The sequence below is a fragment of the Zoogloea dura genome, from assembly GCF_012927165.1.
Taxonomy (GTDB): domain Bacteria; phylum Pseudomonadota; class Gammaproteobacteria; order Burkholderiales; family Rhodocyclaceae; genus Zoogloea; species Zoogloea dura.
On sequence record NZ_JABBGA010000004.1, the window covers coordinates 261,393 to 286,463 of the forward strand.

26 protein-coding genes are annotated in these 25,071 nt (G+C 67.7%); 14 read left to right on the plus strand and 12 right to left on the minus strand.

Going from position 1 to position 25,071, the window contains the following annotated elements:
* The first annotated feature begins 49 nt into the window (after positions 1–49).
* Together panB and panC are read left to right on the plus strand one after the other, a co-directional pair.
* A complete protein-coding gene (panB, locus tag HHL15_RS07385; protein ID WP_169145185.1) occupies positions 50–868 on the plus strand; it encodes a 3-methyl-2-oxobutanoate hydroxymethyltransferase in 819 nt (272 codons plus the stop codon).
* Positions 869–876: 8 nt separating this feature from the next.
* The gene (gene panC / locus HHL15_RS07390) at positions 877–1,701 is read left to right on the plus strand and encodes a pantoate--beta-alanine ligase (RefSeq protein WP_169145186.1); all 825 of its coding nucleotides are present in this window, start codon (positions 877–879) and stop codon (positions 1,699–1,701) included.
* A gap of 15 nt (positions 1,702–1,716) precedes the next feature.
* Here the strand turns inward: panC and HHL15_RS07395 are convergent, their stop codons facing one another.
* The 5 genes from HHL15_RS07395 to HHL15_RS07415 all read right to left on the minus strand — a co-directional run bounded on the left by HHL15_RS07395 (position 1,717) and on the right by HHL15_RS07415 (position 6,724).
* Positions 1,717–2,196 carry a hypothetical protein gene (locus HHL15_RS07395; RefSeq protein ID WP_169145187.1) on the minus strand — a complete coding sequence of 160 codons (480 nt, stop codon included), beginning with the start codon at positions 2,194–2,196 and terminating at the stop codon, positions 1,717–1,719.
* 72 nt (positions 2,197–2,268) lie between these two features.
* Positions 2,269–2,922, minus strand: coding sequence for a response regulator transcription factor (locus HHL15_RS07400; protein ID WP_169145188.1), 654 nt, complete (start codon positions 2,920–2,922; stop codon positions 2,269–2,271).
* Between the two features lie 220 nt (positions 2,923–3,142).
* Positions 3,143–3,928, minus strand: coding sequence for a response regulator transcription factor (locus tag HHL15_RS07405; RefSeq protein ID WP_169145189.1), 786 nt, complete (start codon positions 3,926–3,928; stop codon positions 3,143–3,145).
* A 97-nt stretch (positions 3,929–4,025) separates the two neighbouring features.
* On the minus strand, positions 4,026–4,721 hold the full coding sequence (locus tag HHL15_RS07410) for a response regulator transcription factor (RefSeq protein ID WP_169145190.1): 696 nt from the start codon (positions 4,719–4,721) through the stop codon (positions 4,026–4,028).
* The gene (locus tag HHL15_RS07415; RefSeq protein WP_169145191.1) at positions 4,718–6,724 is read right to left on the minus strand and encodes a sensor histidine kinase; all 2,007 of its coding nucleotides are present in this window, start codon (positions 6,722–6,724) and stop codon (positions 4,718–4,720) included. The genes HHL15_RS07410 and HHL15_RS07415 overlap by 4 nt, the downstream gene beginning before the upstream one ends.
* A gap of 300 nt (positions 6,725–7,024) precedes the next feature.
* Here HHL15_RS07415 and HHL15_RS07420 point away from each other — a divergent pair, with 300 nt between their 5' ends.
* On the plus strand, positions 7,025–7,468 hold the full coding sequence (locus HHL15_RS07420) for a CBS domain-containing protein (RefSeq protein ID WP_169145192.1): 444 nt from the start codon (positions 7,025–7,027) through the stop codon (positions 7,466–7,468).
* A gap of 24 nt (positions 7,469–7,492) precedes the next feature.
* Here HHL15_RS07420 and HHL15_RS07425 read toward each other — a convergent pair whose 3' ends face one another.
* Both HHL15_RS07425 and HHL15_RS07430 read right to left on the minus strand, forming a co-directional pair.
* Positions 7,493–8,872 (minus strand): ATP-binding protein, encoded by a 1,380-nt coding sequence (locus HHL15_RS07425; RefSeq protein WP_169145193.1) that lies wholly within the window; start codon positions 8,870–8,872, stop codon positions 7,493–7,495.
* The gene (locus HHL15_RS07430; protein ID WP_169145194.1) at positions 8,872–9,537 is read right to left on the minus strand and encodes a response regulator; all 666 of its coding nucleotides are present in this window, start codon (positions 9,535–9,537) and stop codon (positions 8,872–8,874) included. The genes HHL15_RS07425 and HHL15_RS07430 overlap by 1 nt, the downstream gene beginning before the upstream one ends.
* Positions 9,538–9,664: 127 nt before the next feature.
* On the opposite strand from HHL15_RS07430, the gene HHL15_RS07435 reads away from it, so the two are divergent.
* The 5 genes from HHL15_RS07435 (at position 9,665) to HHL15_RS07455 (ending at position 16,058) form a co-directional block, all read left to right on the plus strand.
* Entirely contained in the window at positions 9,665–10,756 is a 1,092-nt protein-coding gene (locus HHL15_RS07435) for an efflux RND transporter periplasmic adaptor subunit (RefSeq protein ID WP_169145195.1), read from the plus strand.
* A 4-nt stretch (positions 10,757–10,760) separates the two neighbouring features.
* Positions 10,761–13,847, plus strand: a complete 3,087-nt coding sequence (locus tag HHL15_RS07440; protein ID WP_169145196.1) for an efflux RND transporter permease subunit — start codon at positions 10,761–10,763, stop codon at positions 13,845–13,847.
* Positions 13,844–14,164 carry a DUF3240 family protein gene (locus HHL15_RS07445; RefSeq protein WP_169145197.1) on the plus strand — a complete coding sequence of 107 codons (321 nt, stop codon included), beginning with the start codon at positions 13,844–13,846 and terminating at the stop codon, positions 14,162–14,164. Before HHL15_RS07440 ends, HHL15_RS07445 begins: the two co-directional genes overlap by 4 nt.
* Complete coding sequence (locus HHL15_RS07450) at positions 14,161–15,438, plus strand: TolC family protein (protein WP_169145198.1); 1,278 nt, start codon at positions 14,161–14,163, stop codon at positions 15,436–15,438. Before HHL15_RS07445 ends, HHL15_RS07450 begins: the two co-directional genes overlap by 4 nt.
* Positions 15,439–15,518: 80 nt before the next feature.
* On the plus strand, positions 15,519–16,058 hold the full coding sequence (locus tag HHL15_RS07455; RefSeq protein WP_206198648.1) for a 3'-5' exonuclease: 540 nt from the start codon (positions 15,519–15,521) through the stop codon (positions 16,056–16,058).
* Here HHL15_RS07455 and HHL15_RS07460 read toward each other — a convergent pair.
* Together HHL15_RS07460 and HHL15_RS07465 are read right to left on the minus strand one after the other, a co-directional pair.
* Positions 16,040–16,381 carry a hypothetical protein gene (locus HHL15_RS07460; protein ID WP_169145200.1) on the minus strand — a complete coding sequence of 114 codons (342 nt, stop codon included), beginning with the start codon at positions 16,379–16,381 and terminating at the stop codon, positions 16,040–16,042. The two genes, HHL15_RS07455 and HHL15_RS07460, sit on opposite strands and share 19 nt — an antisense overlap.
* Before the next feature lie 114 nt (positions 16,382–16,495).
* On the minus strand, positions 16,496–16,963 hold the full coding sequence (locus tag HHL15_RS07465; protein WP_169145201.1) for a c-type cytochrome: 468 nt from the start codon (positions 16,961–16,963) through the stop codon (positions 16,496–16,498).
* A 200-nt stretch (positions 16,964–17,163) separates the two neighbouring features.
* Here HHL15_RS07465 and HHL15_RS07470 point away from each other — a divergent pair, with 200 nt between their 5' ends.
* The gene (locus HHL15_RS07470) at positions 17,164–17,943 is read left to right on the plus strand and encodes a MipA/OmpV family protein (protein ID WP_206198649.1); all 780 of its coding nucleotides are present in this window, start codon (positions 17,164–17,166) and stop codon (positions 17,941–17,943) included.
* Between the two features lie 9 nt (positions 17,944–17,952).
* Here HHL15_RS07470 and HHL15_RS07475 read toward each other — a convergent pair whose 3' ends face one another.
* Entirely contained in the window at positions 17,953–18,519 is a 567-nt protein-coding gene (locus tag HHL15_RS07475; protein ID WP_169145202.1) for a Tll0287-like domain-containing protein, read from the minus strand.
* 154 nt (positions 18,520–18,673) lie between these two features.
* On the opposite strand from HHL15_RS07475, the gene HHL15_RS07480 reads away from it, so the two are divergent.
* The gene (locus HHL15_RS07480; protein WP_169145203.1) at positions 18,674–18,910 is read left to right on the plus strand and encodes a DUF2789 domain-containing protein; all 237 of its coding nucleotides are present in this window, start codon (positions 18,674–18,676) and stop codon (positions 18,908–18,910) included.
* Positions 18,911–18,925: 15 nt separating this feature from the next.
* Here HHL15_RS07480 and HHL15_RS07485 read toward each other — a convergent pair whose 3' ends face one another.
* On the minus strand, positions 18,926–20,149 hold the full coding sequence (locus tag HHL15_RS07485) for an HD-GYP domain-containing protein (RefSeq protein ID WP_169145204.1): 1,224 nt from the start codon (positions 20,147–20,149) through the stop codon (positions 18,926–18,928).
* Between the two features lie 166 nt (positions 20,150–20,315).
* Between HHL15_RS07485 and HHL15_RS07490 the strand changes: the two genes are divergently transcribed.
* From HHL15_RS07490 to HHL15_RS07505, 4 genes are read left to right on the plus strand one after another with little or no spacing between them, the layout of a single operon-like run.
* Positions 20,316–21,140: an undecaprenyl-diphosphate phosphatase gene (locus HHL15_RS07490; protein ID WP_169145205.1), complete on the plus strand. Its 825-nt coding sequence runs from the start codon at positions 20,316–20,318 to the stop codon at positions 21,138–21,140.
* Positions 21,125–22,081, plus strand: coding sequence for an alpha/beta hydrolase family protein (locus HHL15_RS07495; protein WP_169145206.1), 957 nt, complete (start codon positions 21,125–21,127; stop codon positions 22,079–22,081). The genes HHL15_RS07490 and HHL15_RS07495 overlap by 16 nt, the downstream gene beginning before the upstream one ends.
* A complete protein-coding gene (locus HHL15_RS07500) occupies positions 22,078–22,653 on the plus strand; it encodes a YqiA/YcfP family alpha/beta fold hydrolase (protein WP_169145207.1) in 576 nt (191 codons plus the stop codon). Before HHL15_RS07495 ends, HHL15_RS07500 begins: the two co-directional genes overlap by 4 nt.
* Entirely contained in the window at positions 22,650–23,513 is an 864-nt protein-coding gene (locus HHL15_RS07505) for a class I SAM-dependent methyltransferase (protein WP_169145208.1), read from the plus strand. Before HHL15_RS07500 ends, HHL15_RS07505 begins: the two co-directional genes overlap by 4 nt.
* Here HHL15_RS07505 and HHL15_RS07510 read toward each other — a convergent pair.
* Positions 23,510–24,961: a cryptochrome/photolyase family protein gene (locus HHL15_RS07510; RefSeq protein WP_169145285.1), complete on the minus strand. Its 1,452-nt coding sequence runs from the start codon at positions 24,959–24,961 to the stop codon at positions 23,510–23,512. The genes HHL15_RS07505 and HHL15_RS07510 overlap by 4 nt on opposite strands.
* Between the last annotated feature and the right edge of the window lie 110 nt (positions 24,962–25,071).

Here is a 25,071-nt window from a genome sequence, read left to right on the forward strand (position 1 = left end):
GTGCCCTGCACAAGATTGGGGTTAACTCCTGCCGCGAGGAGAACCAGCAATGAGCTACCTACAAGAAAACAACAAACCCATCACCCTCTTCGAGCTCGGCAAGATGCGCGCCGAAGGTCGCAAGATCGTCATGCTGACCGGCTATGACGCGAGCTTCGCCGCGCTGCTTGAGCGCAACGGCGTGGACGTGATCCTGGTCGGCGATTCCCTCGGCAACGTGCTGCAGGGCCAGAAGACGACCCTGCCAGTGACCATGGACCACATGGTCTATCACACCGAGTGCGTCGCCCGGGGCTGCAGCCGCCCGCTCATCGTCACGGACATGCCCTTCGGCAGCTATGCCGAGAGCCCGGCCCAGGCCATGCGCAACGCCGCCCGCCTGATGGCCGCCGGCGCCCAGATGGTCAAGCTCGAAGGCGGCGCAGTGATGGCCGAAACAGTCCGCTTCCTGGTCGAACGGGGCGTCCCCGTGTGCGCCCACATCGGCCTCACCCCCCAGTCCGTGCACCAGCTCGGCGGCTACCGGGTGCAGGGTCGCAGCGATGCCGGCGCCGCCACCCTGAAGGCCGACGCCCTGGCCCTGGAGCAGGCCGGCGCCTCCCTGATCGTCATGGAAATGGTGCCGGCCGGCCTCGCCGCCGAAGTCACCGCCAGCCTGAGCAGCATGGCCACCATCGGCATCGGCGCAGGCGCCGACTGCCACGGCCAGGTCCTGGTCCTGCACGACCTGATCGGCGTATTTCCCGGCAAGCGCCCGCGCTTTGCCAAGAACTTCATGGAAGCCGCCACCAGCCTCGACGAAGCCGTCGCCCGCTACGTGGCCGACGTCCAGGAAGGCCGCTTCCCCGGCCCCGAGCACAGCTACTGAGATCCGCCATGCAGATTCATCCCACCATCGCCGGCCTGCGGGCCGCCCTGGCCGATGCCGGCCGCGTCGCCTTCGTGCCGACCATGGGCAACCTCCATGACGGCCATATCGCCCTGATGCGCCAGGCGCGCAGCCAGGCCGACGTGGTCGTGGCGAGCATCTTTGTGAACCGCCTGCAGTTCGGCCCGAAGGAAGACTTCGACAAATACCCGCGCACTTTCGAAAACGACTGTGCCCGGCTGACGGATGCCGGCGTGGACATCCTGTTTGCCCCGGACGAGGGCGAGATGTACCCCACCCCCCAGCGCTACCACGTGGAACCGGACGCCGCACACATCACCATCCTGGAAGGCGCGGTGCGGCCGGGGCATTTCGGCGGGGTTGCCACGGTGGTGCTGAAGCTGTTCAACATCGTCCAGCCCGATGTCGCCCTGTTCGGCAAGAAGGATTACCAGCAGCTCATGGTGTTGCGCAACATGGTGCGCGAGCTGGCACTGCCCATCGAAGTGATCCCCGGCGAGACCATCCGCGCCGAGGACGGCCTGGCCCTGTCCTCACGCAATGGGTATCTCAGCGCGACGGAGCGGGCCGAGGCCCCCCGCCTGTATCGCCAGCTGGATCGGATCCGCAGCCGGATCGCAGCCGGTGAGCGGGATTTCCTGCGCCTCGAGACGGAAGCCGTGGCAGAACTGGCTGCCCATGGCTGGCAACCGGACTACATTGCGATCCGCCGCCGTGCCGACCTGCAGGCGGCGGCCAATGGCGATGCCCTGGTGGTACTGGGCGCCGCGCGCCTGGGCAATACCCGCCTGATCGACAATCTGGAAATCTGAGGCCCTGCAGGCGGCTCAGACGGAGCGGATGAAATTTGCCTCGACGCGGCAATCTCCGCCCTCGCACAGGCGCCGGACCTGGCCGAAGCACTCGGCCAGCGCCATGCAGGTGCGGATGTCTTCCACCAGGAACTGCCGCAATGCAATGCACAAGGCCATTTCGCTGACGCCCTCCTCGGAGGCCGAGGCGGCACGGATCGACCTCAGCACGACGGGGTAGACCGGATCCTCGCCAAGCATCACCGCCAACCTCACCCGGATATGCGGTGCGTTGCCCGAAAGCTCGGGATGCAGCTCCAGCCTCCTGCACGCCTGCAGGATGCACTCCCTCACCACCCGGTGGTGTCCCTTGCGCTGGTCCATGGCAATACGCTGCAGGCTCTCCTCCCAGACGGCAGGAATCCGGCTGCGGGCGCCTGCACGCTCCCGCCAGGCCTGCCAGGCGAGGACAGCCAAGGCCAGAAGGCCAATCAGGGCGAATAAGTGCATGTTCATGGTCCGGCGCTCCCAAAGCGGTACTTGCACTGCAAGCTTAGGGTGGGCGGACCCGCAGACCGTGCAATTAATTCACGGTGACCGAGAGAATTTGCGAGGCAGCAGATCAGGGTGGGCCAGCGCGGTACCGGACGAATCCTCCACCTGCTCCAGGCGATAGCCGCTTCCATACGAAGCACTCAGGCGGAAACCTCGCCCGGGATGGATGTCCAGCTTGCGCCGGATCCGGCTCACATGCGTGTCCACCGTTCTTGAAACCGCCACCAGGCGGCTTCCCCACACCACTTCGAGCAGCTTTTCGCGGGACAACAGGCGGCCCGGATTGCGGAAGAAAAAGACACTGAGCTCGAACTCCTTGTCGGTGAGCACAACCCGACGGTCTTCAATGAAGGCCTGCTTGCTCACCATATCGAAACGATAGGGCGGCAGTTCGAGCAGTCCCCTGCGGGCAGCCATTCGTCCTTCGCTTCGACGCAACAAGGCACAACTGCGGGCAACGAGCTCCCTACCGCGCGCAACGGTGATGTAATCGTCAGCGCCCTGCTCCAGCATCTCGGCAAGGCGCGCCTCGTTGTCCTCACAGTTGTAGAGGATGACGGACGCTCCACCGCTGGGCCTGGACTGCAGCCACCGGAAGGCCGCCTCCACCTCCCGGGCTTGCTGGTCCAGGAGGAAGAGCTGGAATTCCGCCTCCAGGGCTTCGCTGGTCAGCTCGAAAGCGTCCATGAACACCTGGACGCGCAGCCCCGCGAGTTCAAGCCTGCGTATCAGCGGCGCTGGTGCCGCCCCCGACCCCGCGCTCAGCAGGGCCACATTTCTGCACGTCCGGGTCATCGACTACCCTAAAGGATATTGCCACCCCGGACATCCTACGCAAATTATTGAAGCGTAAAGCGTTTTGACTAAATTTGACTCTACTGACGACACCCCGGCCGTGCCACAAGGCTCAGGCCGAGCAGGCCTGCACACCCGTGGAGTGATGTCCGGAGGTGGAATCGCCCGGCTCATCCAGAGAGATGGTGACCAGCTCCGACACCCAGGGCTGACGCGAACGCTCCAGGCGATAGCCGGTACCGTAGACTGCGGACAGATGGAATTCATTGCCCCTCAGCAGCGCCAGCTTGCGCCGCAGGCGGCTGACGTGGGTATCGATGGTCCGGGACTCCATCGGCCGGGACACCTGCCAGATCATCTCGTGGATGTGCCCCCGGGAAATCATGCGGCCGATATTGCGGAACAGGAAGAGCCCCAGGTCGAATTCCCTCTCGGTCAGATCGATCACTTCGCCCCGCAACCATACCGTCCTGGTCTGCAGGTCGAAACGGTAGGATCCGAAGACGAGTTCGGACTCCAAGCGGAACAGATCCGGATGGCGCCGCCGCAACACGGCGCCGATGCGCCCCACCAGCTCACGGCCCGCCAGGGGACGGGAGATGTAGTCCTCGGCCCCCGCTGCCAGCACTTCCGACAGCAGCTCCTCATCGTCGATGCAGTTGATCAGCATCACCGGCAAATCGCTGCCTGGAAGGGCACGCACCCGCTGCACGAAAGAGGCGCAGTCGTCGCCGAGCAAGACACCATCGGCCAGCACCAGATCGAAGCTCTCCCGGCTCAGGGCCCGGCGCAGCTTCTGCTCCTGATCAAAACCATGGATCGCATGCCCCACCCCCTGCAACAGCCCGGACAAGGCCTCGGCCAATTGCACTTCGCCGATCAGCAGCGCCAGTCGCATCAATACTTCCCCTCGGAACAGGATCACCAGAACGGAGGGGGATGCTAGACAGGTATGCCCCGGACAAGAAATGCTGACCGATTCTCACCGCTTTCAGTCAGAGCAGGCGGGCGTGCTCGGTGAAGGTATAGCCACGCCCGTAGTCCGACACCACCGGCAGGCGCAGACCACAGCGAGACTGGGCCTTCGAGCGCAGCCGGCTGACCATGGCCTCGAGACGGTGGGCGCTGTAGTCAGGCTCGTCGCCGGCCAGCAGGACGACCAGGTCATCCTTGCGGGCGTGCCGTTCGGGATCAGCGAAAAGCGCGGCGAGAAAACGGGTCTCGCCCACATTGAGCAGAAAGGTGCCGCCATTCGGCGCGGTGAGGAGGCGACGCTCGCCATCCAGGTACCAGGGCTGAGGCAGCATGCCGGAAGCCAGCGGAGCCAGGTTGCCCTGCAGGCGGCGATGCACGCTGAGCAGGGTGGCCTCCAGCTCCTCCGGATCCACCGGCTTGACCAGGTAGGCATCGGCACCATCCCGCAGGCTGGCGATGCGCAGCTCCCGCTCGCCGCGCCCGGTGCACATCACGATGCCCGAGCGGATGTAGCGCCGTGCCTGGCGGCAGAAGCTCAAGCCGTCACCGTCCGGCAGGTTGATGTCGAGGACCAGCAGGTCATAGGGGCGGGCCAGCCGGGCGTCCGCCTCCCGGATGGTACCGGCAACACACACCGAAAACCCCGCCCCGGACAGGAAGGCGGAAATCTCGGCACACAGGTCGCGGTCATCCTCTACCAGAAGCACCGAGATCATGCCGGCACCTCCTTGCCAGTCACCTCCGGAAGCCCCTTCGGACCAGCTGGCAGGCGCAGGGTGAACCAGGTCTCCCCGTCACGATGCCCTCCCACCAGCGCCCCTCCATGGACACGCGCCACGTGGCTGGCCAGGGCCAAGCCGATACCGAAGCCGCCTTTGGCGCTGACCGTCTTGCGGCTGCGGCGGAACACCTGGAACGGACGCTCGGCCAGATCCGGCGGCAGCCCTTCCCCCGCGTTGATCACCCGATAGATCACCATGCCGGCGGTGGCCTCCACCTCCAGGCGGATCGGCGTTCCCTCCGGCGAGTACTTGGCAGCGTTGTCGAGCAGGTTGGACAAGGCCAGCACCACCAGCTCGGCGTCCATCGACACGTCCTGCTCGGGAGCCCCCCTTTTCTGGAAGCGCAGATCTCGCCCACCGTGCAGTGCCCGGATTTCGTCCAGCGCCCGCAGGGCCGGCAGGCTGACCGGTTCGAGGGCGAAATCCGGCTCGAAATCGGGCTGACCGATGCGCTGCAGGCGCAGATGGCGATCGATCAGGCCGCTCATGCGCTGGGCCGCATGATTGAGCCGGGCAAGACGTTCGGCATTCTCCGGCACCACCTCGGGCAGGCTGCGGCGCAGGTTGCCCAGGCCGGTGAGCAACACCCCGAGGGGGCTGCGCAGTTCATGGGCGACGAATGCGAAGAACAGGGACTGCTCGTTGCGCAGGCGCTCCTCCTGCTCAGCCAGGGAGCGCTGGGCGGTGGCCTCGCCATCTGCCGCCTCCCGCGCCTGGCGCTCATCCCGCAGCTCCGACAGGATGCCGAAGTGCAGGAAGATCGCGTAGGCGATGAGCGCCGGCGCCGCCGTCTCGAAGGTGGAGTTCCAGGTCAGCAGGCCGAGGGCCCTCGATACATGCACCAGCATCAGGCCGGTAAAACACAGATAGGCACCGAGCATCCAGCCCGCCCCCAGGTGCCCGTCCCGCAGATTGCGGTAGCACGCCATCACGCCCACCACGGCGATGAAGGGCTGCAGCCACTGCACCACCGGCATCACGTGCACATAGAGGCCCAGTGGAACACTCGCTGCACTCAGCACGATGGCAGCCGCGAGATAAGGCAGGACCCGGTCGAAAGCCGGAAAGTGCTCGGCCAGGCGCAAAGGCTTGCGCACCAGCAGCATCGAGAAACCATAGAAGACGCAATGCAGCACCCGGGTCAGGCCATGGGCTACCCAATCGCTCTCCGGAAAGAAATACTGGGCCAGCAATCCATTGGCGGCCGCCACCGCCACTGCCATCATGAACATGAAGGCGGCAAAGGCCAGATAAAGCCGCTGGCCGGTCCAGAACCAGTTGACCAGGTTCATCGCCGACACCGTGAGCACCAGCCCGATGGCCATCCCGATGCCGAGCAGGTCGCGCTGGACCTGCACACGGAAGGACCACGGCTGCCAGACCGTGAAGGCCGTGGACATGCTCGTGCTGGCCTTGATCCGGACATAGAACACCTGCGGCGCGCCGTCCGGCAGTTCCAGCGGAAACACCGCCGTGCGATAGACGATGGCCCGCGCATTGACCGGGAAGCGATCTCCTGCCCGCAGCTCCTCCCAGCTGGTCCCGGCCTGCCGCCGCGCGTAGAAGCGGACGTCGTCCAGGTAGGGGGCACGGGATTCCAGCCACCACTCGACCGGTGCCAGAGGCGCGCGTCGCAGGCACAGGCGGACCCACACCACGTCCCGGGTGTAGCCAAGCGCCAGGCCATCGGCTTTCAGCGGCGCGAATCGCTCCTGGAACGCCGCGGCGGACACCTCCTCGATGCCCAGCCGGCCACCGCCATCACGGTAGATCTCCAGGTCGGCCCCGTTCAGGAGGCGTTGCCCCTCGTCATCGGCCAGCACCGCGCTCGACGGGGTACAGGCCAGGCAGGCAGAGGCCAGCAGGATCAGCAGCGCTGCAACCAGGACGTGCAGCGGCAGGCTGCGAAAGGCGGGTCCGGCGAGGCGAGCCCTCACCCAGAACGAGAATCCCGACGAAGATTGGATATGACGGAGCAGCATGCGGGCGCAAGGTTAGCCCAATCCGGGGCACTCACGTAGACCCTTACCGAAACTCACCGCAGCCAGACCGCCCGCCAGCCGCAAACGCCCGCCCCGCAACGCGGGCCGGAATTTGCCCGGCGCCTCGGGAGCATTGCCAAAATAGGCGCTCCGCCCCTTGCGCTCCCGCCGACTTGGCTCCAAGCTATATGAATCGGGAAGCCCGTGGAGCGAGGCCGCGAGGCATGCCGAAGCCAACAATAAGGAGGGTAGATAATGGCAGCAACGGTTCAGCAGATCATTCAGAAAAAAGGCGACACCACCTATTCGGTTGCGCCGGACACCACAGTGCTGCAGGCCCTCAAGCTCATGGCCGAACGTAATGTGAGCGCGGTGCTGGTCACCGAAGGGGAGCGTCTCGTGGGAATCTTCACCGAGCGGGACTACGCTCGCAAGGTGGTGCTCAAGGGGCTGGCCTCCAAGGACACCAAGGTGGGTGACCTGATGACCCAGAACGTCCTGACGATTTCTCCTGCCCATACGGTCGATGACTGCATGGCCATCATGACCAACAACCACATCCGCCACCTGCCGGTGGTCGACAAGGGGCAGCTTACCGGCATCGTCAGCATCGGCGATGCGGTCAAGTCGGTGATGGAGCAGCAGCAGGCCACCATTGAGCAACTGTCCGGCTACATCGCCGGTGGTCTGAGCACCTGAAAACCCCCGGCAGGCCGGAGCGGTTCAAGTCTCCGGCCCTGCCCCCGGAGATGGGAAGCGGACGGTGACGGCCAGCCCGGCACCACCTTCCCGTTCAAGCCCTGGCCTGAAGTCCAGGCTCGCCCCGAGAATCCTGACGATACGCGCGACGATGGAGAGGCCCAGCCCGCAGCCTTCCGCATCCTGATCCTGCCCACGGGCAAAGCGCGTCAGCACCTGCTCCTGCATGTCCGGCACAATGCCCGGCCCGTCGTCCTCCACCCGCAGGCTGTGCGTCGCCTGATCCACGACGACCCTCACCCTGCCGCCGTCCGGGGTGTAGCGCAGGGCATTGTCCACCAGATTGCGCAGCAGAACCTCCAGCCACCAGCGATTACCCGCCACCTCGAGGGCATCCGGAGCCTCCAGGGACAGGCTCTGCCCGCGCTTGATGGCGTGGTTCGCCAGCACGGAACAGACCTGCCCCGCCACATCCACCAGGTCCGCCCGCATGCCTCCCGCCAGCGCCGCATCCGGATCGAGGCGGGCCAGGGTCAGCAACTGCTCGACCAGGTGAGTCATCCGCTCGACCCCCGACAGCACCTGCGACAAGGCATGGCGCCGCCCGCCCTCGTCGTCGCTACGGCTCGCCACCTGGGCCTGGATCCGCAAGGCCGCCAGCGGGGTGCGCAGTTCATGGGCCGCATCGGCAGTGAAGCGCTTCTCGTTGTCGAGCGCCTCTGCCAGCCGCGTCACCAGCGCATCCAGCGAGGTGACCAGGGGCGCGATCTCGGCCGGCAAGGGGCCCTTGACCTGCACCGGCTGCAGGCAGCCCGGCTCCAGCCCGCCCACCGCCCGCGCCACCGCATCGAGCGGGGCCAGCGCCCGCCCGACGACGATCCAGATCGCCAGCGCGATGAGTGGCAGGCCGATCAGGATGGGGGCCAGCAGGTGCAGGGCGATCTCGCCGGCCAGCCGGTAACGCGCGTCATGGTTCTGCCCGACGATCACCCGGTAGGGGCTGTGGCCATGGTCCATCGCGTAGAAGCGCCACAGGACGCCATCCACCTCCTGCTCGTCGAAACCCGGTGACCGGGTGGCTGGCACCTCCGGCATCTCGGAAGAGCGCACGAGCAGGCTCCACTCGCCGGACTCCTGCCGCCGCCAGGCCTGGAAGGCCACCGGCAACGGGTAGTCGTGCTGATGCTCGACCATCTCCTCTGCCACCTGGGGTGAGTCGCCGGTAGCCACGATGGCCAGCAGGGTTTCCGCCACCTGCTCCAGCTGGGCGTCGAAGAGCTCGTCCGCCTCGCCGTGCGCCGTGCGGAAGGCCACCACCGCGGACAGCCCCCACAGCACCGCCACCACCCCGATCAGCAGGGCCAGCAGACGCCGCCGCAACGAGTACACCGGCAAGCGCGGCATCAGAGGGGCGCCTCGCCGACCAGATAGCCCACCCCTCTCACGGTACGGATCAATTCGCTGCCCAGCTTGCGGCGCAGGTGATGAACATGCACTTCAAGGGCATTGCTCTCCACGATCTCACCCCAGGCATAGAGACGCTCCTCGAGGATCCGGCGGGTCAGGACGCGGCCAGCCCCGGCCAGCAGCATGTGGAGCAGATCGAACTCCCGCCCCGTGAGCGCCACCGGCTGGCCGCCGCGGGTCACCGTACGACCGGCCGGATCGAGGACGATGTCACCATGGCGCAGGCACGCCTCGGCCCGCCCGCTGGCGCGGCGGATCAGGGCCCGCAGGCGGGCCGCCAGCTCATCCAGATCGAAGGGCTTGACCACGTAGTCGTCGGCACCACAATCCAGCGCCCCGACCTTGTCCGCCACCCCGTCGCGGGCGGTGAGGACCAGCACCGGCAAGTCCTTGCCGCCCGCCCTCAGGGCGGAAAGCACACCCATCCCGTCACGTCGCGGCAGGCCGAGGTCGAGCACCAGCGCGGTGAAGCTCTCGGCGGTCAATGCCGCCAGCGCCGCCTCGCCATCCCGTACCCAGTCCACAGCAAAACCCATTCCCGCCAGCCCGGCCTGGATACCATCACCCAGCAGCCTGTCGTCTTCGACCAGCAATATCCTCATCCCATCCACCCGGTATCCAGTTGCCCGCCAGCGTCACGGAGCCATCTCTCAATCATGCCCGCCCCGGCTTAATGTTGTCTTAAGCTGGCAGACACAGACTGGATTATCCCTCTCGCCCGCCTCCCGAATGATGATGCAAGGCACTTCTCCCCTTCCCCTGCTGATAAGCCTGGCAGCGCTGCTGGGCAGCCCCGTCGTCCAGGCTGGCGAATTCGTTCCGGTCACGGCGGCCCAGAGCAAGGCCCTGGGCATTGTCGTGCAGTCCGCCAAGCCCCCCGGGCAGGCCCTGGCAGCCGGACTGCCGGCCAGCATCGAGATCCCCAACGGGCAGCAGCGGGTCATCGCCGCGCCCCTCGCCGGCATCGTCGAAAGCCTCGAGACCTCGCCCGGCATGGTGGTCAGGAAAGGCCAGGTGCTGGCCCGCCTGGCCAGTCCGCAAGCCCTCGAACTGCAGCGCGACCGCATCCAGGCCGACGCCCAGGCCGCCCTGGCCAGGCAGACCCTGCAGCGGGATGAACAGCTCTTCCGCGAAGGCCTGATCGCCGAGTCGCGCCTGCAAGCCAGCCGCGCCAACGCCACCCAGGCCGTCGCCCAGGCCACAGAGAGGCGCCAGGAGTCGAGCCTGGCCCAGCACAGCGGCGGCCATACCCTTAGCCTCACCGCCCCCATCGCCGGCACGGTGCTCGAACAGCAGGTCACGGTCGGCCAGCGGGTCGAGCAGGCCGCCCCGCTCTATCGCATCGCCCGCCTCGACCCCCTGGTCGTGGACATCCAGGTGCCGCTGGCCATCGCCGCACGGGTCCGGGTCGGTGCGCCGATCCGCATCCCGTCCACCGGCGCCGCCGGTGAAGTGATCGCCGTAGGGCGGGCCGTCGATCCGGCCAGCCAGAGCGTCCGCGTGCGCGGCACCATCAACCGCGGCGCCGACAGCCTGCGCCCCGGCCAGGCCACCGCAGCCGACCTGGTCCTGCCCGAAGGCCCCCGGAGCACCACCGACAGCCAGGTACCGGCATCCGCCGTGCTGCACCACCGGGACAAGTCATGGATCTTTGTGACGGCCCGGGAAGGGGATGCCACCGGTTATCGGGCGCTGCCCGTCACCGTCGGCGGCCGCGTCGGTGACGCCGCGCTGGTCTCCGGCCTGCCCGCCGAGGCGCAGGTCGTGACCAGCGGCGTCGCCGCCCTCAAGGCCAACTGGCTCGGCATCGGGAAAGAATGAGGCCATGCTGTCCCGTCTGATCGAGTTCTCCCTCACCCAGCGCCTGCTCGTCCTGGTGGCCACCCTGCTGCTCGTCGGAGCCGGCGTGGTGGCCTGGAACGGACTGCCCGTCGACGCCTTCCCCGACGTGTCCACCACCCAGGTCAAGCTGATCATCAAGGCCCCGGGCATGACCCCGGAAGAGGTCGAAGCGCGCATCACCGTGCCCATCGAGCAGGAAATGCTGGGCATCCCGCACCAGCGCGTCCTGCGCTCCACCTCCAAGTACGCGCTGGCCGACGTGACCCTCGACTTCGAGGATGGCACCGACATCTACTGGGCCCGCCAGCAGGTCGGCGAGCGCCTGTCCGGCGTGCTCGGCAACCTGCCGCCGGGCGCCAGCGGCGGCCTGGCGCCCATCACCACGCCGCTCGGCGAGATGTTCATGTTCACCATCGAGGGGCCGCTCTCCCTCGAAGAGAAGCGCACCCTGCTCGACTGGACCCTCCGCCCGGCACTGCGCACCGTGCCAGGGGTGGCCGACGTCAACAGCCTGGGCGGCGAGGTGCGCAGCTTTGAAGTGGCGCCCGACCCGGCCGCCCTGGCCGCCCGCGGCCTGAGCCTGGCCCAGCTGCAGAGCGCCCTGGAGGCCAACAACCGCAACGACGGCGCCGGCCGCCTCAACGAGGGCGAGGAGACCCTGCTGGTCCGCGCCGAAGGGGCCATCCGCAATCTCGACGACGTGCGCGCCATCGTGCTACGCAGCCACGCCGGCGCCATCGTGCGGGTCGGCGATGTTGCCGACGTACGCATCGGCGCCCTCACCCGCTACGGCGCAGTCACCCGCAGCGGCCAGGCCGAGGCCGTCGAAGGCCTGGTCCTCGGCCTGCGCGGCGCCAATGCCGGCAAGGTGGTGGAAGGGGTCAAGGCACGCCTGGCCGAGCTGGCCCCGGTCCTGCCGCCCGGCGTGCACATCGAAGCCTTCTACGACCGCAGCGAACTGGTGGGCCGGGCCATCCATACGGTATCCAAGGCTCTGGTCGAGGCCATCGTGCTGGTGCTGGTGCTCCTGCTCGCCTTCCTCGGCAACCTGCGCGCCGCATTGGTCGTCGCCCTGATGCTGCCGCTCGCCGCCCTGGCCACCTTTGTCGCCATGCGCCAGGTGGGGCTGTCGGCCAACCTGATGAGCCTGGGTGGCCTGGCGATCGCCATCGGCATGCTGGTGGATGCCGCCGTGGTGGTGGTCGAGAACGTCGAAACCGAGCTCACCGCTGGCGGCGCAGCCACCCGCCAGCCGCTGCTCCACCTGGTTTTCCGGGCCACCCGCGAGGTCGCCTCGCCGGTCGCCTCAGGCATTCTGATCATCATCATCGTGTTCCTGCCGCTGCTGACCCTGGAGGGCCTGGAAGGCAAGCTGTTCAGCCCGGTGGCGCTGACCATCGTCTTCGCGCTCGGCGCCTCGCTGCTGCTGTCCCTCACCGTGGTGCCAGTGCTCGCCTCGTGGCTGCTCAAGCGCGGCGACGCCCACGAGCCCTGGCTGGTGCGCAAGTTGCAGGCAGCCTACGCACCGATGCTGGACTTCGCCCTGGCCCGCGGCCGGCTCATGGTGGCCATTGCCGGCGCCTCGCTGGTCGCCGCGGCGATAGCCTACATGGGGCTCGGCAAGGCCTTCATGCCGACCATGGACGAGGGCGACATCATCATGCAGCTGGAGAAGCTGCCCTCCATCAGCCTCGATCAGACCATCCTCACCGACCTTCAGGTCCAGAAGGCCATCATGGCGGCGGTGCCCGAGGTCAAGGCCATCGTCGCCCGCTCCGGCTCGGACGAGCTGGGGCTGGACCCAATGGGCCTCAACCAGACAGACACCTTCCTGGTCCTCAAGCCCCGCGAAGAATGGCGCCAGCCCGACAAGGACTGGCTCACCGACCAGCTCCGCGCGGTGATGAGCCAGTTCCCCGGCATCGCCCTGACCTTCACCCAGCCCATTGACATGCGCGTCTCCGAGATGCTCACCGGCGTGCGCGGCGACCTGGCGATCAAGCTCTACGGACCCGACCTGCCCACCCTCAACCGCCTGGCCGGCGAGATCGAGGCCGTGGTCAAGGCAGTACCAGGCGCCGAAGACACCATTACCATCCGCAACGAGGGGGTCCAATATCTCAGCATCCAGGTGGACCGGCTCGCCGCCGGCCGCTTCGGCCTCAACGTCGAGGATGTCCAGAACGCCTTGCGCAGCCTGCTCGAAGGGCGCATCACCGGCACGGTGATCGAAAGCACCCGCCGCGTCCCGCTGCTGATCCGCGGTCCGGCCGAGCTGCAGCGCGACCCCGCCGCCTTCGCCGCCCTGCGCATCACCACTGCAGATGGTCAGAGCCTGCCCCTGGCCAGCGTGGCGAAGATCGAGCGGGTGGACGGCCCGGTCAAGGTCGACCGGGAAAACGCCCAGCGCTACTCGGTGATCCAGTCCAACGTGCGCGGCCGCGACCTCGTCGGCTTCGTCGAAGAGGCCCGTGCCGCCGTCACCGCCAAGGTGCCCCTGCCCGCCGGCTACCGCCTGGCCTGGGGTGGCCAGTTCGAGAACCAGCAGCGTGCGGCGGCCCGCCTCGGCGTGGTGGTGCCGATCGCCCTGGGGCTGATCTTCGTGCTGCTCTTCTCCACCTTCGGTTCGGTGCGGCAAGCCCTGCTGGTGCTCGCCATGGTGCCCTTCGCGATGGTCGGGGGGGTATTCGCGCTGGCCCTGTCGGGGGAATACCTGTCGGTGCCGGCCTCGGTGGGCTTCATCGCCCTGCTGGGCATCGCGGTGCTCAACGGCGTCGTGATGGTGAGCTACTTCAACCAGCTCCAGGCCCGCGGCATGCCGATCGGCCAGGTGGTGGTGGAAGGCGCCCGGCGCCGCCTGCGCCCGGTGCTGATGACCGCCAACATCGCCGCCCTCGGCCTGGTGCCCCTGCTCTTTGCCAGCGGCCCCGGCTCCGAGGTCCAGCGCCCGCTGGCCATCGTGGTCATCGGCGGCCTGTTCAGCGCCACCGCCCTGACCCTGCTGCTGCTGCCCCTCCTTTACCGACGCTACGGCGTCGCCCCCGTCACTGCCGAGGCCTCCACCTCATGAACAGCACCACCGATGCGAGGGTCGTACTGACCCTCGTGATGCCCGTCGAAGTCGAAGACGTCCTGCTCGAAACCTTGCTGGAGCACCCCGAACTCGCCCCGGGCTTCACCTCCCACCGGGTCGAGGGGCTCGGCCAGCGGGTCACCTTCATCGGCACCGCCGAGCACGTGCGCGGCAGCGCCGCCCACTGCCGGGTGCAGCTGGTGATCCCCCGCGACGATGCCGAGCGCCTGCTCGACATCCTGCGCAGCCGCTTCGCCACCAGCCGGGTCTTCTTCTGGATGGTGCCGGTCCTGGCCAGCGGGAGGCTCGCATGAAGCCCATCTGGATCGCGCTCCTGGTGCTGGCGGCGCCGTTCTCCGCCCGGCCCGGCGAGGCTATCGAAGCAAGCGACCTGCCCCCTGCCGCGCAAGCCATGGCGGTGCTGCTTGCCAGCCCGATGGTCAGCGCCGCTGGCGCCGGCATCGAGGCGGAGGAGGCCCGTGCCCGCCGCCTCGCCGCCGGCAGCCACGAATGGACCGTACGCCTCACCGAGCAGCAGCGGCGCGTGCGCAATACCCCCGACGGGCGCTTCAACGAATGGGATGTGGGCATCGACCGGGCCTTCCGCCTGCCGGGCAAGGGCGACCTCGACCGGCAACTGGGCGCCGCCGGCGTGGCGAGCGCACGCATCGCCCGCGGCGACGCCCTTCATGAAGCGGGACGCGGCCTGCTGGCCAGCTGGTTCGAGGGGCTGCGGGAGCTCAGCAGCGCCGAGCAGTGGCGTCGCCAGCGGGATGTGCTGGCCCGCCAGGCCCAGGTGGTGGCGCGGCGGGTCCAGCTCGGTGATGCGCCCCGCCTGGAAGGCCTGCAGGCCGAGGCCGCCCTGGCCCAGGCCGATGCCCAGTATGTCCAGGCCAGCGGACGCGCCCAGCTCGCGGCCGCGCGCCTGCGCCGCCAGTACCCCGGCCTGAACCTCCCCGACGCCGTGGTGGAGCGCCCTCCCGAGCCCGTCGAAGGCACGGAGAGCGAGTGGATCCAGGCCATCCTGGAGCACAACCATGAACTGGGCGTCGCCCGGGCCCAAAGCGCCCGCTCCCGGGTCGGCGCCAGCCGGGCCGACGCGGAGCGGATCCCCGATCCCAGCCTGGGCGTGCGGCTGGCCCGCGAGCGGGATGGCGAGGAGCGCCTCGTCGGCATGACCCTGAGCATCCCCCTCCCCGGTGCCGGCCGCGCCGCCGATGCAGATGCGGCCATCGCGGAAGCACGCGTCAGCGCCCATCGCGAGGCCGCGGTGCTGCGCCGGGTCGAGAGCGAAGCGGCCGCCCTGCATCGCCGGGCCCTTTCCAGCCGTGCCGGCTGGCTGCGCCAGCTCGACGCCGCCGAAGCCCTGGGGCGCAGCGCCGACCTGACCGAAAAGGCCTGGCAGCTCGGCGAGGGCAGCCTCAGCGACACGCTCAATGCCCGGCGCCTGGCCCACGAGGCGCACCTGTCCGCCCAGCTGGCCCGGCTCGAGGCCAGCGAGGCCCGCTACAGCCTGCTGCTGGACGCCCATCGCCTGTGGCCCCTGGACGTGCGCGACACGGATCAGGACGACCACGATCACCACTGAGGCAGGGGCTGGCGCCATTCGACGCTTGGCGGCGGTTAGAGACGGTTAGAATGGGGCCGCCCATTTCATCAGCATTCAACGTGCCGCCGACTCTGCCCCCCATCATCGACGTCGAGGCATCCGGCTTCGGCACCGCCAGCTACCCGATCGAGGTCGGCGTGGCCCTGCCCGATGGCCGGACCTACTGCTCGCTGGTACGCCCCCTCGCGCAGTGGACGCACTGGGACGACAGCGCCGAGCAGGTGCATCGGGTCAGCCGCAACACACTTGTGAAACACGGGCGGCCCCCGGAAGACGTGGCCGACGAGGTCAATGATCTGCTCGCCGGCCAGACCGTCTATTGCGACGCCTGGTACCACGACCTCACCTGGCTGAGCCGCCTCTTCGAAGCCACCGGACGGGTCCAGGCCTTTCGCCTGGACGACATCCGCTGTCTGCTGAACGAAGCCCAGGCCGACCACTGGAACAGCACCAGGACCCGCATCCAGGCCGACCTCGGCCTCCACCGGCACCGCGCCAGCAACGACGCGCGGATACTCCAGGCCACCCTGCAGCGGGTCCGCCTCGACCATCCGGCACCCGGCCGGATGCCGGGCAGCGCTCAGAAGGAAATGCGGTAGCTGGCGCTGGTCGGCCCAAGGATCCAGTTGCCCGCCCGCACACCGATATAGGCGCCGGCCGCGTTCCAGGCCATGTCCTTCCAGGAGAAGCGGTTGCAGTCCTGCTGCGAATCGTAGAGCTCCTTGGCAAGGCCCGGCACCAGGGCCAGGCCGACCGACGTCAAGGTATCGTCGGAGAGCCGCGAAGCCCCCACGCCCAGGGCCAGGGACACGCCGAAATGGGCGGCCTTGTCGCTGCCGGCCCAGTCGTCATGATGGGCACCGCAGGCTTTTGCGCCACCGGCAAAGCCGGCCAGCAGGATCAGGATGGTCAGGTTTTTCAAGCATCACCTCGTGACAAATGGATTGTGCACCGCATGATACGTGTGCAACCCTTCCCTTGCACCCAGACTGGCACAGCCGCCCCTGCTGCCATTCCCGCCGTGGAGGCCTGCGCCTCACTCGTCCTTGCGGAACTTGTCGTGACAGGCTTTGCAGGACTCCCCGGTCTTGCCGAACTGGGTCTTGATGGCGGCGGCATCGCCGGTCGCGGCCACCTTCTGCAGCTCGTTGGCTTCCTTGATGAAGGCCAGCGCCAGCTTCCTGACCTCGTCGGGCTGCTGGAAGAACTCCGGTTTGACGCGGGTCTTCTGGCCGCCGACATCCTTGTCGGTGCCCGGTCCGTAGAGAGCCCCCATGCCCGAGTTCGCAGTGGCGGCGATCACGTTGGCTGCGGCGAGAACCTGGTCCTTGTTGAAGCTGCCCGGGTTGTCGATGACCTGCTGCTTGATCTTGCCCATGTTCCAGGACATGAACGCGTAACCCGCCTTGCGGAACTTGATCTGGTCTTCCGGTTTGGCCTGGGCACTGGCACCGGCGGCCAGGCCCGCCGCGGCCAGGCCAAACAGCACGTGCTTGATCTTCATGAAATGACTCCCTCGTTGATGGCATGCTGCCGTTGCAGGAAATACGGACTGGCCGGCCCTGCGCGCGCCGGCCGGCGGATTATTCCACAAGAATCCGGACACGCTGTCGGCCTTGCCGCCATGACAATCCAGCCAGTCTTCGGGAACCACGCTCCAGGTTTACGATCCGAGCGTCATTGTTCAATCCACGGGATCCCATCGTGCGCCACTTTGCCGCCTCTCTCGCAGCCCTCTGCCTGCCAGCCCTCTCCGCCTTTGCCAACGAACGGATCGACCTGCAGACCGAAGCCGCGATCCCACGCAGCGGCAATCTGTACGGTATGGGTATCGGGGTGCTACCCGCCACCTCCGGCTCCGATGAACTGAGAGCCATGGTGCTACCGGTCATTCAAGCCAGCTATGCCGAGCGCTTCTACATCAATGCCCTGCGCGCCGGAGTCTGGCTTATCGATTCGGACGATCGCCGGGTGCGCCTCGGACTCGCCGCCGACGCCCGATTCGGCTGGAAAGCCGGGGATGGACGACGTACCCGCGGCATGGACGACCGCGACTTCTCGGTGGATATCGGCCCGGCGCTGCGGTGGCAGACGGACTACGGCACCGTCAATGCCCAGTGGGGCTTTGACGCGGGCTCGGCCAGCAAAGGGCAGAGTGCCCAGTTGCAGTTCGTGCGGGCCATCATCCGGGGCCCGGGCCTGCGTCTCAACGGCGTGCTCGGCGTCACCTGGAACGATCGCCGCATGAACGACTATTACTTCGGCGTTTCGGCACGCGAGGCGACCCCGGACCGCCCGGCCTATCAGGCCTCTGCCGGCGTCCAGTGGCAGGCCGGAGTCAACGGAGCCTGGCCGGTTGGAGACCGGGGCTCGCTGCTGTTCGGCCTGATGGCCACCCGCCTGGGTAACGCCCAGGCGGACAGTCCGATCGTCGAAACCCGCATCCAGCCGCTGGCCTACGCAGGCTATGGCTGGACCTTCTAGGCCCTCTGCTCAGAGCGGGCGGCGGACCGTCAAGGCACCACGGATCTGCCCCTTGGCGTAGCCAAAAGCCCTGTCTCCGGGGTAGGTGCCCTCCAGCACCTGCTTGAGGGCCGGCTCGATCGACTCCACCGGGCCGTGGCACTTGAGGCACACGTCCCCCACCGGGATCGCCCGCATGTAGCGGAACACCGGCTTGCCGTTCTCGGTGAACACCTCGCCGACTTCAAGCGTCTCCACTTTTTCGCCATTGGCGGCGCGGATGTTGAAGTCGGCGAGTTGGCGGGCCTCCCAAAGGTCCGGCGTACCGGTGGCCTGGTTGCGGGTCTTCAGGCTCACCCGGCTCATCGCCCAGCCGGTCTTGACCGACTGCTCCTTGAGCAACTGCGGCGCGGCGTCCTTGCACACCGGGATGGCCGCCACAGCCCCCTTGCCGGCAACTGTCTCCTGCATCATGGCAACCACCTTCGGCAGCACCGGCAAGGCGTTCTTGCGCGTGTCGAGCTTGAGGGCCTCGAGATCATGGGCCAGGGCGACGCCCGACAGACAGAGGGTCAATGTGAAAGCGGCACGAAACATGGCGACACCTTTAAATTAGAAAACACTAATATAAAGGAAATCCTGGCCGGCGGCCATGCCGGATCTATTCTGGATGCAAGGCGGGGATGTCCGGGAAACCAATCCTGCCCGCGGCAGACCAACAACAGCCATCCCTCAACCCACGGAGCACGCCATGGAATCCCAGACCCACAGCATTGCCAATCTTTTCGCCCAACTCGGGCTGCCCGACGATGCGCTGGCCATCGATGCCTTCATCGTCAGCCATTCCCTGCCCCACGACATCCAGCTGTTCGATGCGCCCTTCTGGAGCGCCGCCCAGGCGGCCTTCCTGAAAACCGAGATTGCGGAGGACGCGGACTGGAGCCCTGTGATCGACACCCTGGACGCGCGCCTGCGCGCCAGGCAGTAAGGAGCAGGCCGGAGATCAGGCCGGGAACAGGAAGCGCTGGGGATCGACGCCCCATTTGTCCGGCGCCTCCGCCGAAACAATGCGGTCCCCGCCGCCGCTGCCCAGCTTGCGTCCCAGATCGAGCATCTCCGGCTTGATGTAGCCGTTGGAGCGGGTGCTGAAGAAGACCCGCAGCTTGGGCGTGAGCAGGCTGCCGTCGTTCTGCTCCACCACCACCCCCAGCCGCCCCGACTCCAGCCGCACCAGGCTGCCCACCGGGTAGATGCCGACGCAGCGCATGAAGGCCTGCAGCAGCTTCTGGTCGAAGTGATCGGCGCTCCACTCCCACATCTTGCGCAGCGCCTCGGCGGCCGGCATGCCCTTGTGGTAGCAGCGATCGGCGGTGATCGCGTCGTACACATCGACGATCGCCGCCATCCGCGCCATGGTCGAGATCTGGTCGCCCGCCAGGCGGTCGGGGTAGCCCTTGCCGTCAAGCCGCTCGTGGTGGTGACGGGTGATGTCGAGGGGAATGGGGCCGATCCCCGGTGTATTCACCAGCACGGCGTGACCATCGCCGGGGTGCTGGCGGATCAGGTCGAACTCCGCATCGGTCAGCCGCCCCGGCTTGTTGAGCACCTCGTCCGGCACCTTCATCTTGCCGATATCGTGGAGCAGCCCACCAATACCACCCTGACGCAACTCATCACCTTCGAGCCCCAGGGAGCGGCCGAAGGCGATCATCAGGGTGCACACGCTGACCGAATGCAGGAAGGTGTAGTCGTCCTTGTTCTTGATGCCGATCAGGCCCAGCAGCGCCCCGCTGTTGCGCAACACCGAGCCCGTGATGGCCTCGACCACCGGCTCGGCATCCTCGAGGGACACCGCCTTGCCCAAGCGCACGTCGCTCATCATGGTGCGCACCACCTTGTGGGCCTGCTCATGCACCTTGCGGGCACGCGCCAGCTCCTCGTGCACGGTGGCGCGGACATGCGGGGTCTCGGGTGCGGCCAGGGCGGCGATGATCTCCTGCTCGACCGCCTGCTTCACCTCGTCGGCCGCCACCGCGTCACGGTCATCGATGCCCTTGTCGGTATCGATGTACACGTGCTGGATGCCGGAATCGACGATGCGGCGCAGATCCCCCTCGTCCTTCAGCTTGAACTGGGCCCGCCAGAACGGGTGGGACATCCAGTCGCCGCACATTTCTTGAATGAACATGCCCGGCTTGAGCCGGGACACGGGAATCTTCTTCAGCATCCGGGTGAGGCCACGTGGCCTGGTGATCTGATTGACAAGGCAGTAACGGCGCAGGAATACCCGGCTTGAGTATCAGAATGCTGCTTAGCCGCAGCTTCGACACAAAAGGGCTCATGCACTGTCGCTATAATGCCGGCTTCTTTTTGCACTGCACACAAACAACTTCATGGACATCACCTTGCTCATCAAGGCGCTGATCCTCGGCGTGGTCGAAGGCCTCACCGAGTTTCTGCCCATCTCCAGCACCGGCCACCTCATCCTGGCCGGCGACCTGCTCAACTTCAATGATGACCGGGGCAAGCTGTTCGAGATCGTGATCCAGTCCGGCGCCATTCTGGCAGTGGTCTGGGAATACCGGGAACGCATCATGAAAACCTTCTCCGGGCTCGGCCGCCAGCGGGAAGCCAACCGCCTGGTCCTCAACCTTTTCATCGCCTTCCTGCCTCTGGCCGTCCTCGGGCTGGCCTTCGGCAAGGCCATCAAGGCCTCGCTGTTCGCCCCCCTGCCGGTGGCCACCGCCTTCATCCTCGGCGCCTTCGTCATTCTGTGGGCCGAACGCCGCACCCACACGGTCAGGATTCACAGTGTCGACGAAATGACCCCCCTCGACGCCGTCAAGATGGGCATCGCCCAGGCCTGCGCACTGATTCCGGGCACCTCCCGCTCGGGCTCCACCATCATCGGCGGCATGCTGTTCGGCTTCTCGCGCCACGCCGCCACCGAATTCTCCTTCTTCCTGGCCATCCCGACCTTGGGGGTCGCAACGGTCTACCAGCTCTACAAGGAGCGGGCGCTGCTCAGCGCCGACGACCTGGGCATGTGGGTGGTGGGCTTCATCGCCGCCTTTGCCTCGGCCTTCCTGTGCGTGCGCTGGCTGCTGCGTTACATCTCCAACCACGACTTCGTGCCCTTCGCGTGGTACCGCATCGCCTTCGGCATCGTGGTGCTCGCCACCTGGCACTTCGGCCTGGTGGAATGGACCGCCCACTGAGCAACGCCCCCGACCGCACCGACCCGGGCCTTGCCGGGCCGTGGGGCGTCGCGGGCAGCTTGATCGAAATCCAAGACGAGGCACGCCGGCGGAGCCTGCCCCTGCGCATCTACCTGCCCGACGCCCCCCGCCTCAATGGCCTGGTGCTGTTCTCCCACGGCCTCGGCGGTTCGCGTGACGGCGGGCAGGCCTGGCTGAGCCACTGGGCCAGCCACGGCATCGCCGCCATTGCCGTGCAACACCCGGGCAGCGACCTCAGCCTGCTCGGCGAGGGCCGCTCGCCGCTGGCGCTGCGGCAGGCCTTCCGGGCGGCGATGAGCCCGCAACACCTGGCCCTCCGGCTCGACGACCTGTGCTTCGTGCTGGCCGCCATCGGTACGCATCCGGACTTGCCCGCCAGCCTGGCAAGCGCGCCGGGCATCGGCCTGTGCGGCCACTCCTTCGGGGCGGTGACCACCCAGCTGCTGGCCGGCGAGCAGCGCCCGAAGCATCCGGCCCGGCCAGTCGACCAACGGGTCCGGGCGGCGCTGGCCCTCAGCCCGTCGGCCCGCGAGCCCGAGCAGGCGCCGGGGCTGGCGCAGCGCTTCGGCACCATCCAGCTGCCCTTCATGAGCCTGACCGGCACGCGGGACGACGGCATGGGCCTGTCCGACATCACCACCGAGAACCGCCAGTTGCCCTTCCGCCACATGGCGCCGGGGCACAAATACCTGCTGGTCTTCGACGGCGGCACCCACCTGGATTTTGCCGGCCAGGCCAGCGACGCAGAGGGCTCGGTGTTCCGCCTGCGGCGCAATCCCCCGCCCTTCAGCGCCAATCTGCTGGCCGCCTCCACCGCCTTCTGGCTGGCCCACCTGGCAGACCACCGCCCCAGCCTCGACTGGCTCCACACCACCCTGCCGCAGCGCCTGCGGCCCGACGACCGCTTCGAGACCCGATGATCATCTACCTCCACGGCTTCCGCTCCGGCCCCCAGTCCTGGAAGGCCCGCAGCCTCGGCGCCCGGATGGCCGCACTGGGGCTGGCCGATCAGCTGTGGTGCGACCAACTGCCGGTCTCGCCGTGCGCCGCCATCGCCCTGGCCGAAGCGCAGATCGCCCGCTGCAGCACGGCCCCCACCCTGGTGGGCAGCTCCTTGGGCGGCTACTACGCCACCTACTTGGCCAACCAGCACGGCTGCCGTGCCGTGCTGGTCAACCCAGCGGTGCTGGCGCCCCTTTCCCTGTCGGCCTACGTGGGCGTCCAGACCCACATGTACACCGGCGAGCCCTTCGAACTGACCGAAGCCCACATCGCCGAGCTGCGCAGTCTGGAGGTCGCGCAGCTGGCACAGCCGGAGAACTACTGGCTGCTGGCGGAGACCGGCGACGAAGTGCTGGACTACCGCCACGCGGTGGCCCGCTACGCCGGCAGCCGCCAGACCGTGCTGGAAGGCGGCGACCACAGCTTCACCCGCTGGGATGCCTGGCTGGACGAGATTATCCATTTTGCAGGACTGCTGCCGACCCCATGACGACACTCCCCGAAGGCTTCGACGCGCGCCGTTTCAAGGCCCTGGAGCGCAGCGGCTTCAACCGCATCGCCACCCGCTACGCCGACGGCGCACCACTGCGCGCCAGCCTGCAGGCGGCCCTGCTCGACGCCGCCGCCCTGCAAGCCGGCGAGCACGTGCTGGACCTCGCTGCCGGCCCCGGCCTGCTGGCCCGCGATGCCCTGCGCCAGGTTCAGCCCGGTGGCCGGGTGGTGGCCAGCGACATTGCCGAGGGCATGCTCGCCGAAGGCTGCCAGCGTGCCAGCGCGGAAGGCCTGCCGGCCCTGCTTGCCGCAGCCTGCGACGCCGAGCACCTGGCCTTTGCCGACAGATCCTTCGACACCGTCCTGGTCGGCCTGGGGCTGTTCATCTTTCCCGAGCCGGCCCGGGCCCTGGCCGAACTGCGCCGGGTCATCCGCCCGGGCGGCCGGATTGCCCTGTCGGTGTGGGGGCATCGCGAGTCCGTGCCGCTGATCAGCCGCGCCCAGGACTGTATCGCCCGCCTGCTGCCAGCCCCGCGGGTGGCGCGGCCGTCGGTCTTCCGCCTCGGCGAGCCGGCCGTGCTGGAGGCCCTGCTGCGGGACGCCGGCTTCGGCTCGATCCGTATCGAAGCCCACACCCTGCGCTGCCGCTTTGCCAATGCCGACGCCTACTGGCAGGCCTTTCTCGACCTGGCCGGCGGCGCCGCCGAAGCGCTGGCACGCCTCCCGGACGCCACCCAGGCCTTGCTGCGCAGCGAAGTCGCCGCCGAACTCGCACCTCACCGCGTGGTGGATGGAAGCGGGGACGGCATGGCCTGCGAGGTCGAGGGAGAAGTCCTGATCGCCACCGCCTGGCGCTAGGCGTCGCCCTCGTCCGCCGCCGCGCTGTCGGCTCCCTTCACCACTGCAAAGCGGGCCAGGGTGCGCTCGCGGGCTCGGGCGTGGTCCACGATGGGCGCCGGGTAGTCGCTACCGATCTGGCAGCCGGCCAGCTTCTGGTCGATGGGCGGCAGGGTCCACGGGGCATGGATGTACTTGTCCGGCACCTTTGCCAGCTCCGGCAGGTAGCGGCGGATGAAGGCTCCGTCGGGATCGAAGCGCTCCGACTGGGTCACCGGGTTGAAGATGCGGAAGTAAGGCTGGGCATCACAGCCGGTGGACGCCGCCCACTGCCAGCCGCCGTTGTTGGCGGCCAGGTCGAAATCGTTGAGATGCTCGGCGAAATAACACTCGCCGAGGCGCCAGTCGATGCCCAGGTCCTTGGTCAGGAAGGAGGCCACGATCATCCGCAGGCGGTTGTGCATGTAGCCGCTGTGGTTGATCTGACGCATCGCCGCGTCGATCACCGGATAGCCCGTGCGGCCCTCACACCAGGCCTCGAACAGGGCCGGCGCCGCCTCCCAGGCCACCTTATCGTACTCGGGACGGAAGCTGGCGCCCACCACGCGGGGGTGGTGCCACAGGATCTGGAAGTAGAAGTCACGCCAGATCAGCTCGGACAGCCAGGTCTCCGCGCCCTCCCCGCCCGCCTCCTGGGCGGCCCGCGCCAGTTCGCGGATCGACACGGTGCCGAAGCGCAGATGCACGGAGAGATAGGACACGCCCTTCACCGCCGGGAAATCCCGGCGAGCCTTATAACGCCCCATGCGCTTCAGAAAAGCCTCAAACAGGCGCCGCCCCGCCGCCATGCCGGGCTCGATGCCTAGCTCGGCCAGGTTGGTCGGCTCGAAGCCCAGGCTCTCCAGGGATGGCAGGACCTCGCCGGCCGGCGGGAGCGCCAGATGCCCGGCGTATTTGTCGATCGGGTAGGCCTTGAGATGAAAGTCGGTGAGGGTCTTGAGCCAGGCCCGCTTGTAGGGCGTGAACACCGAGAAGGGCGAGCCGCCCTGGGTCAGCACCTCGCTCTTCTCGAAGATCACCTGGTCCTTGAAATCCCGGAAGGCGCAGCCCAGCACCCGCAGCCTGTCGGCCACCTCCGCGTCGCGGGCCAGGGCGGCGGGCTCGTAATCCCGGTTGGCAAAGACCGCATCGACGCCCAGCGAGGCCGCCAGCGCCGGGATGCAATCCCGCGCCGCGGCGTGGCGCACAATGAGGCCGCCGCCCCGGGCCCGCAGGGCTGCGTCCAGTTCGGCGACGCTGCCATGGATGAACTCCACCCGCCGATCGGCACGGCGCGGCAGCACATCGAGGATCTCCGTATCGAAGACAAAGGCGCAATACACCCGCTCATGGGACTTGAGGGCGTGGTGGAGCGCTGCATGATCGAAGTCGCGCAGATCGCGACGAAACCAGACAAGAGCGGCAGACATGGAACCAATGGCACGGGCAATGGACTGAAGGGACGCAAGCATGCCCCAAAAGTTGCCACTACAATCGCGCACCTCGGCTTAAAATAACGCCCGTGACTACGACGACCATC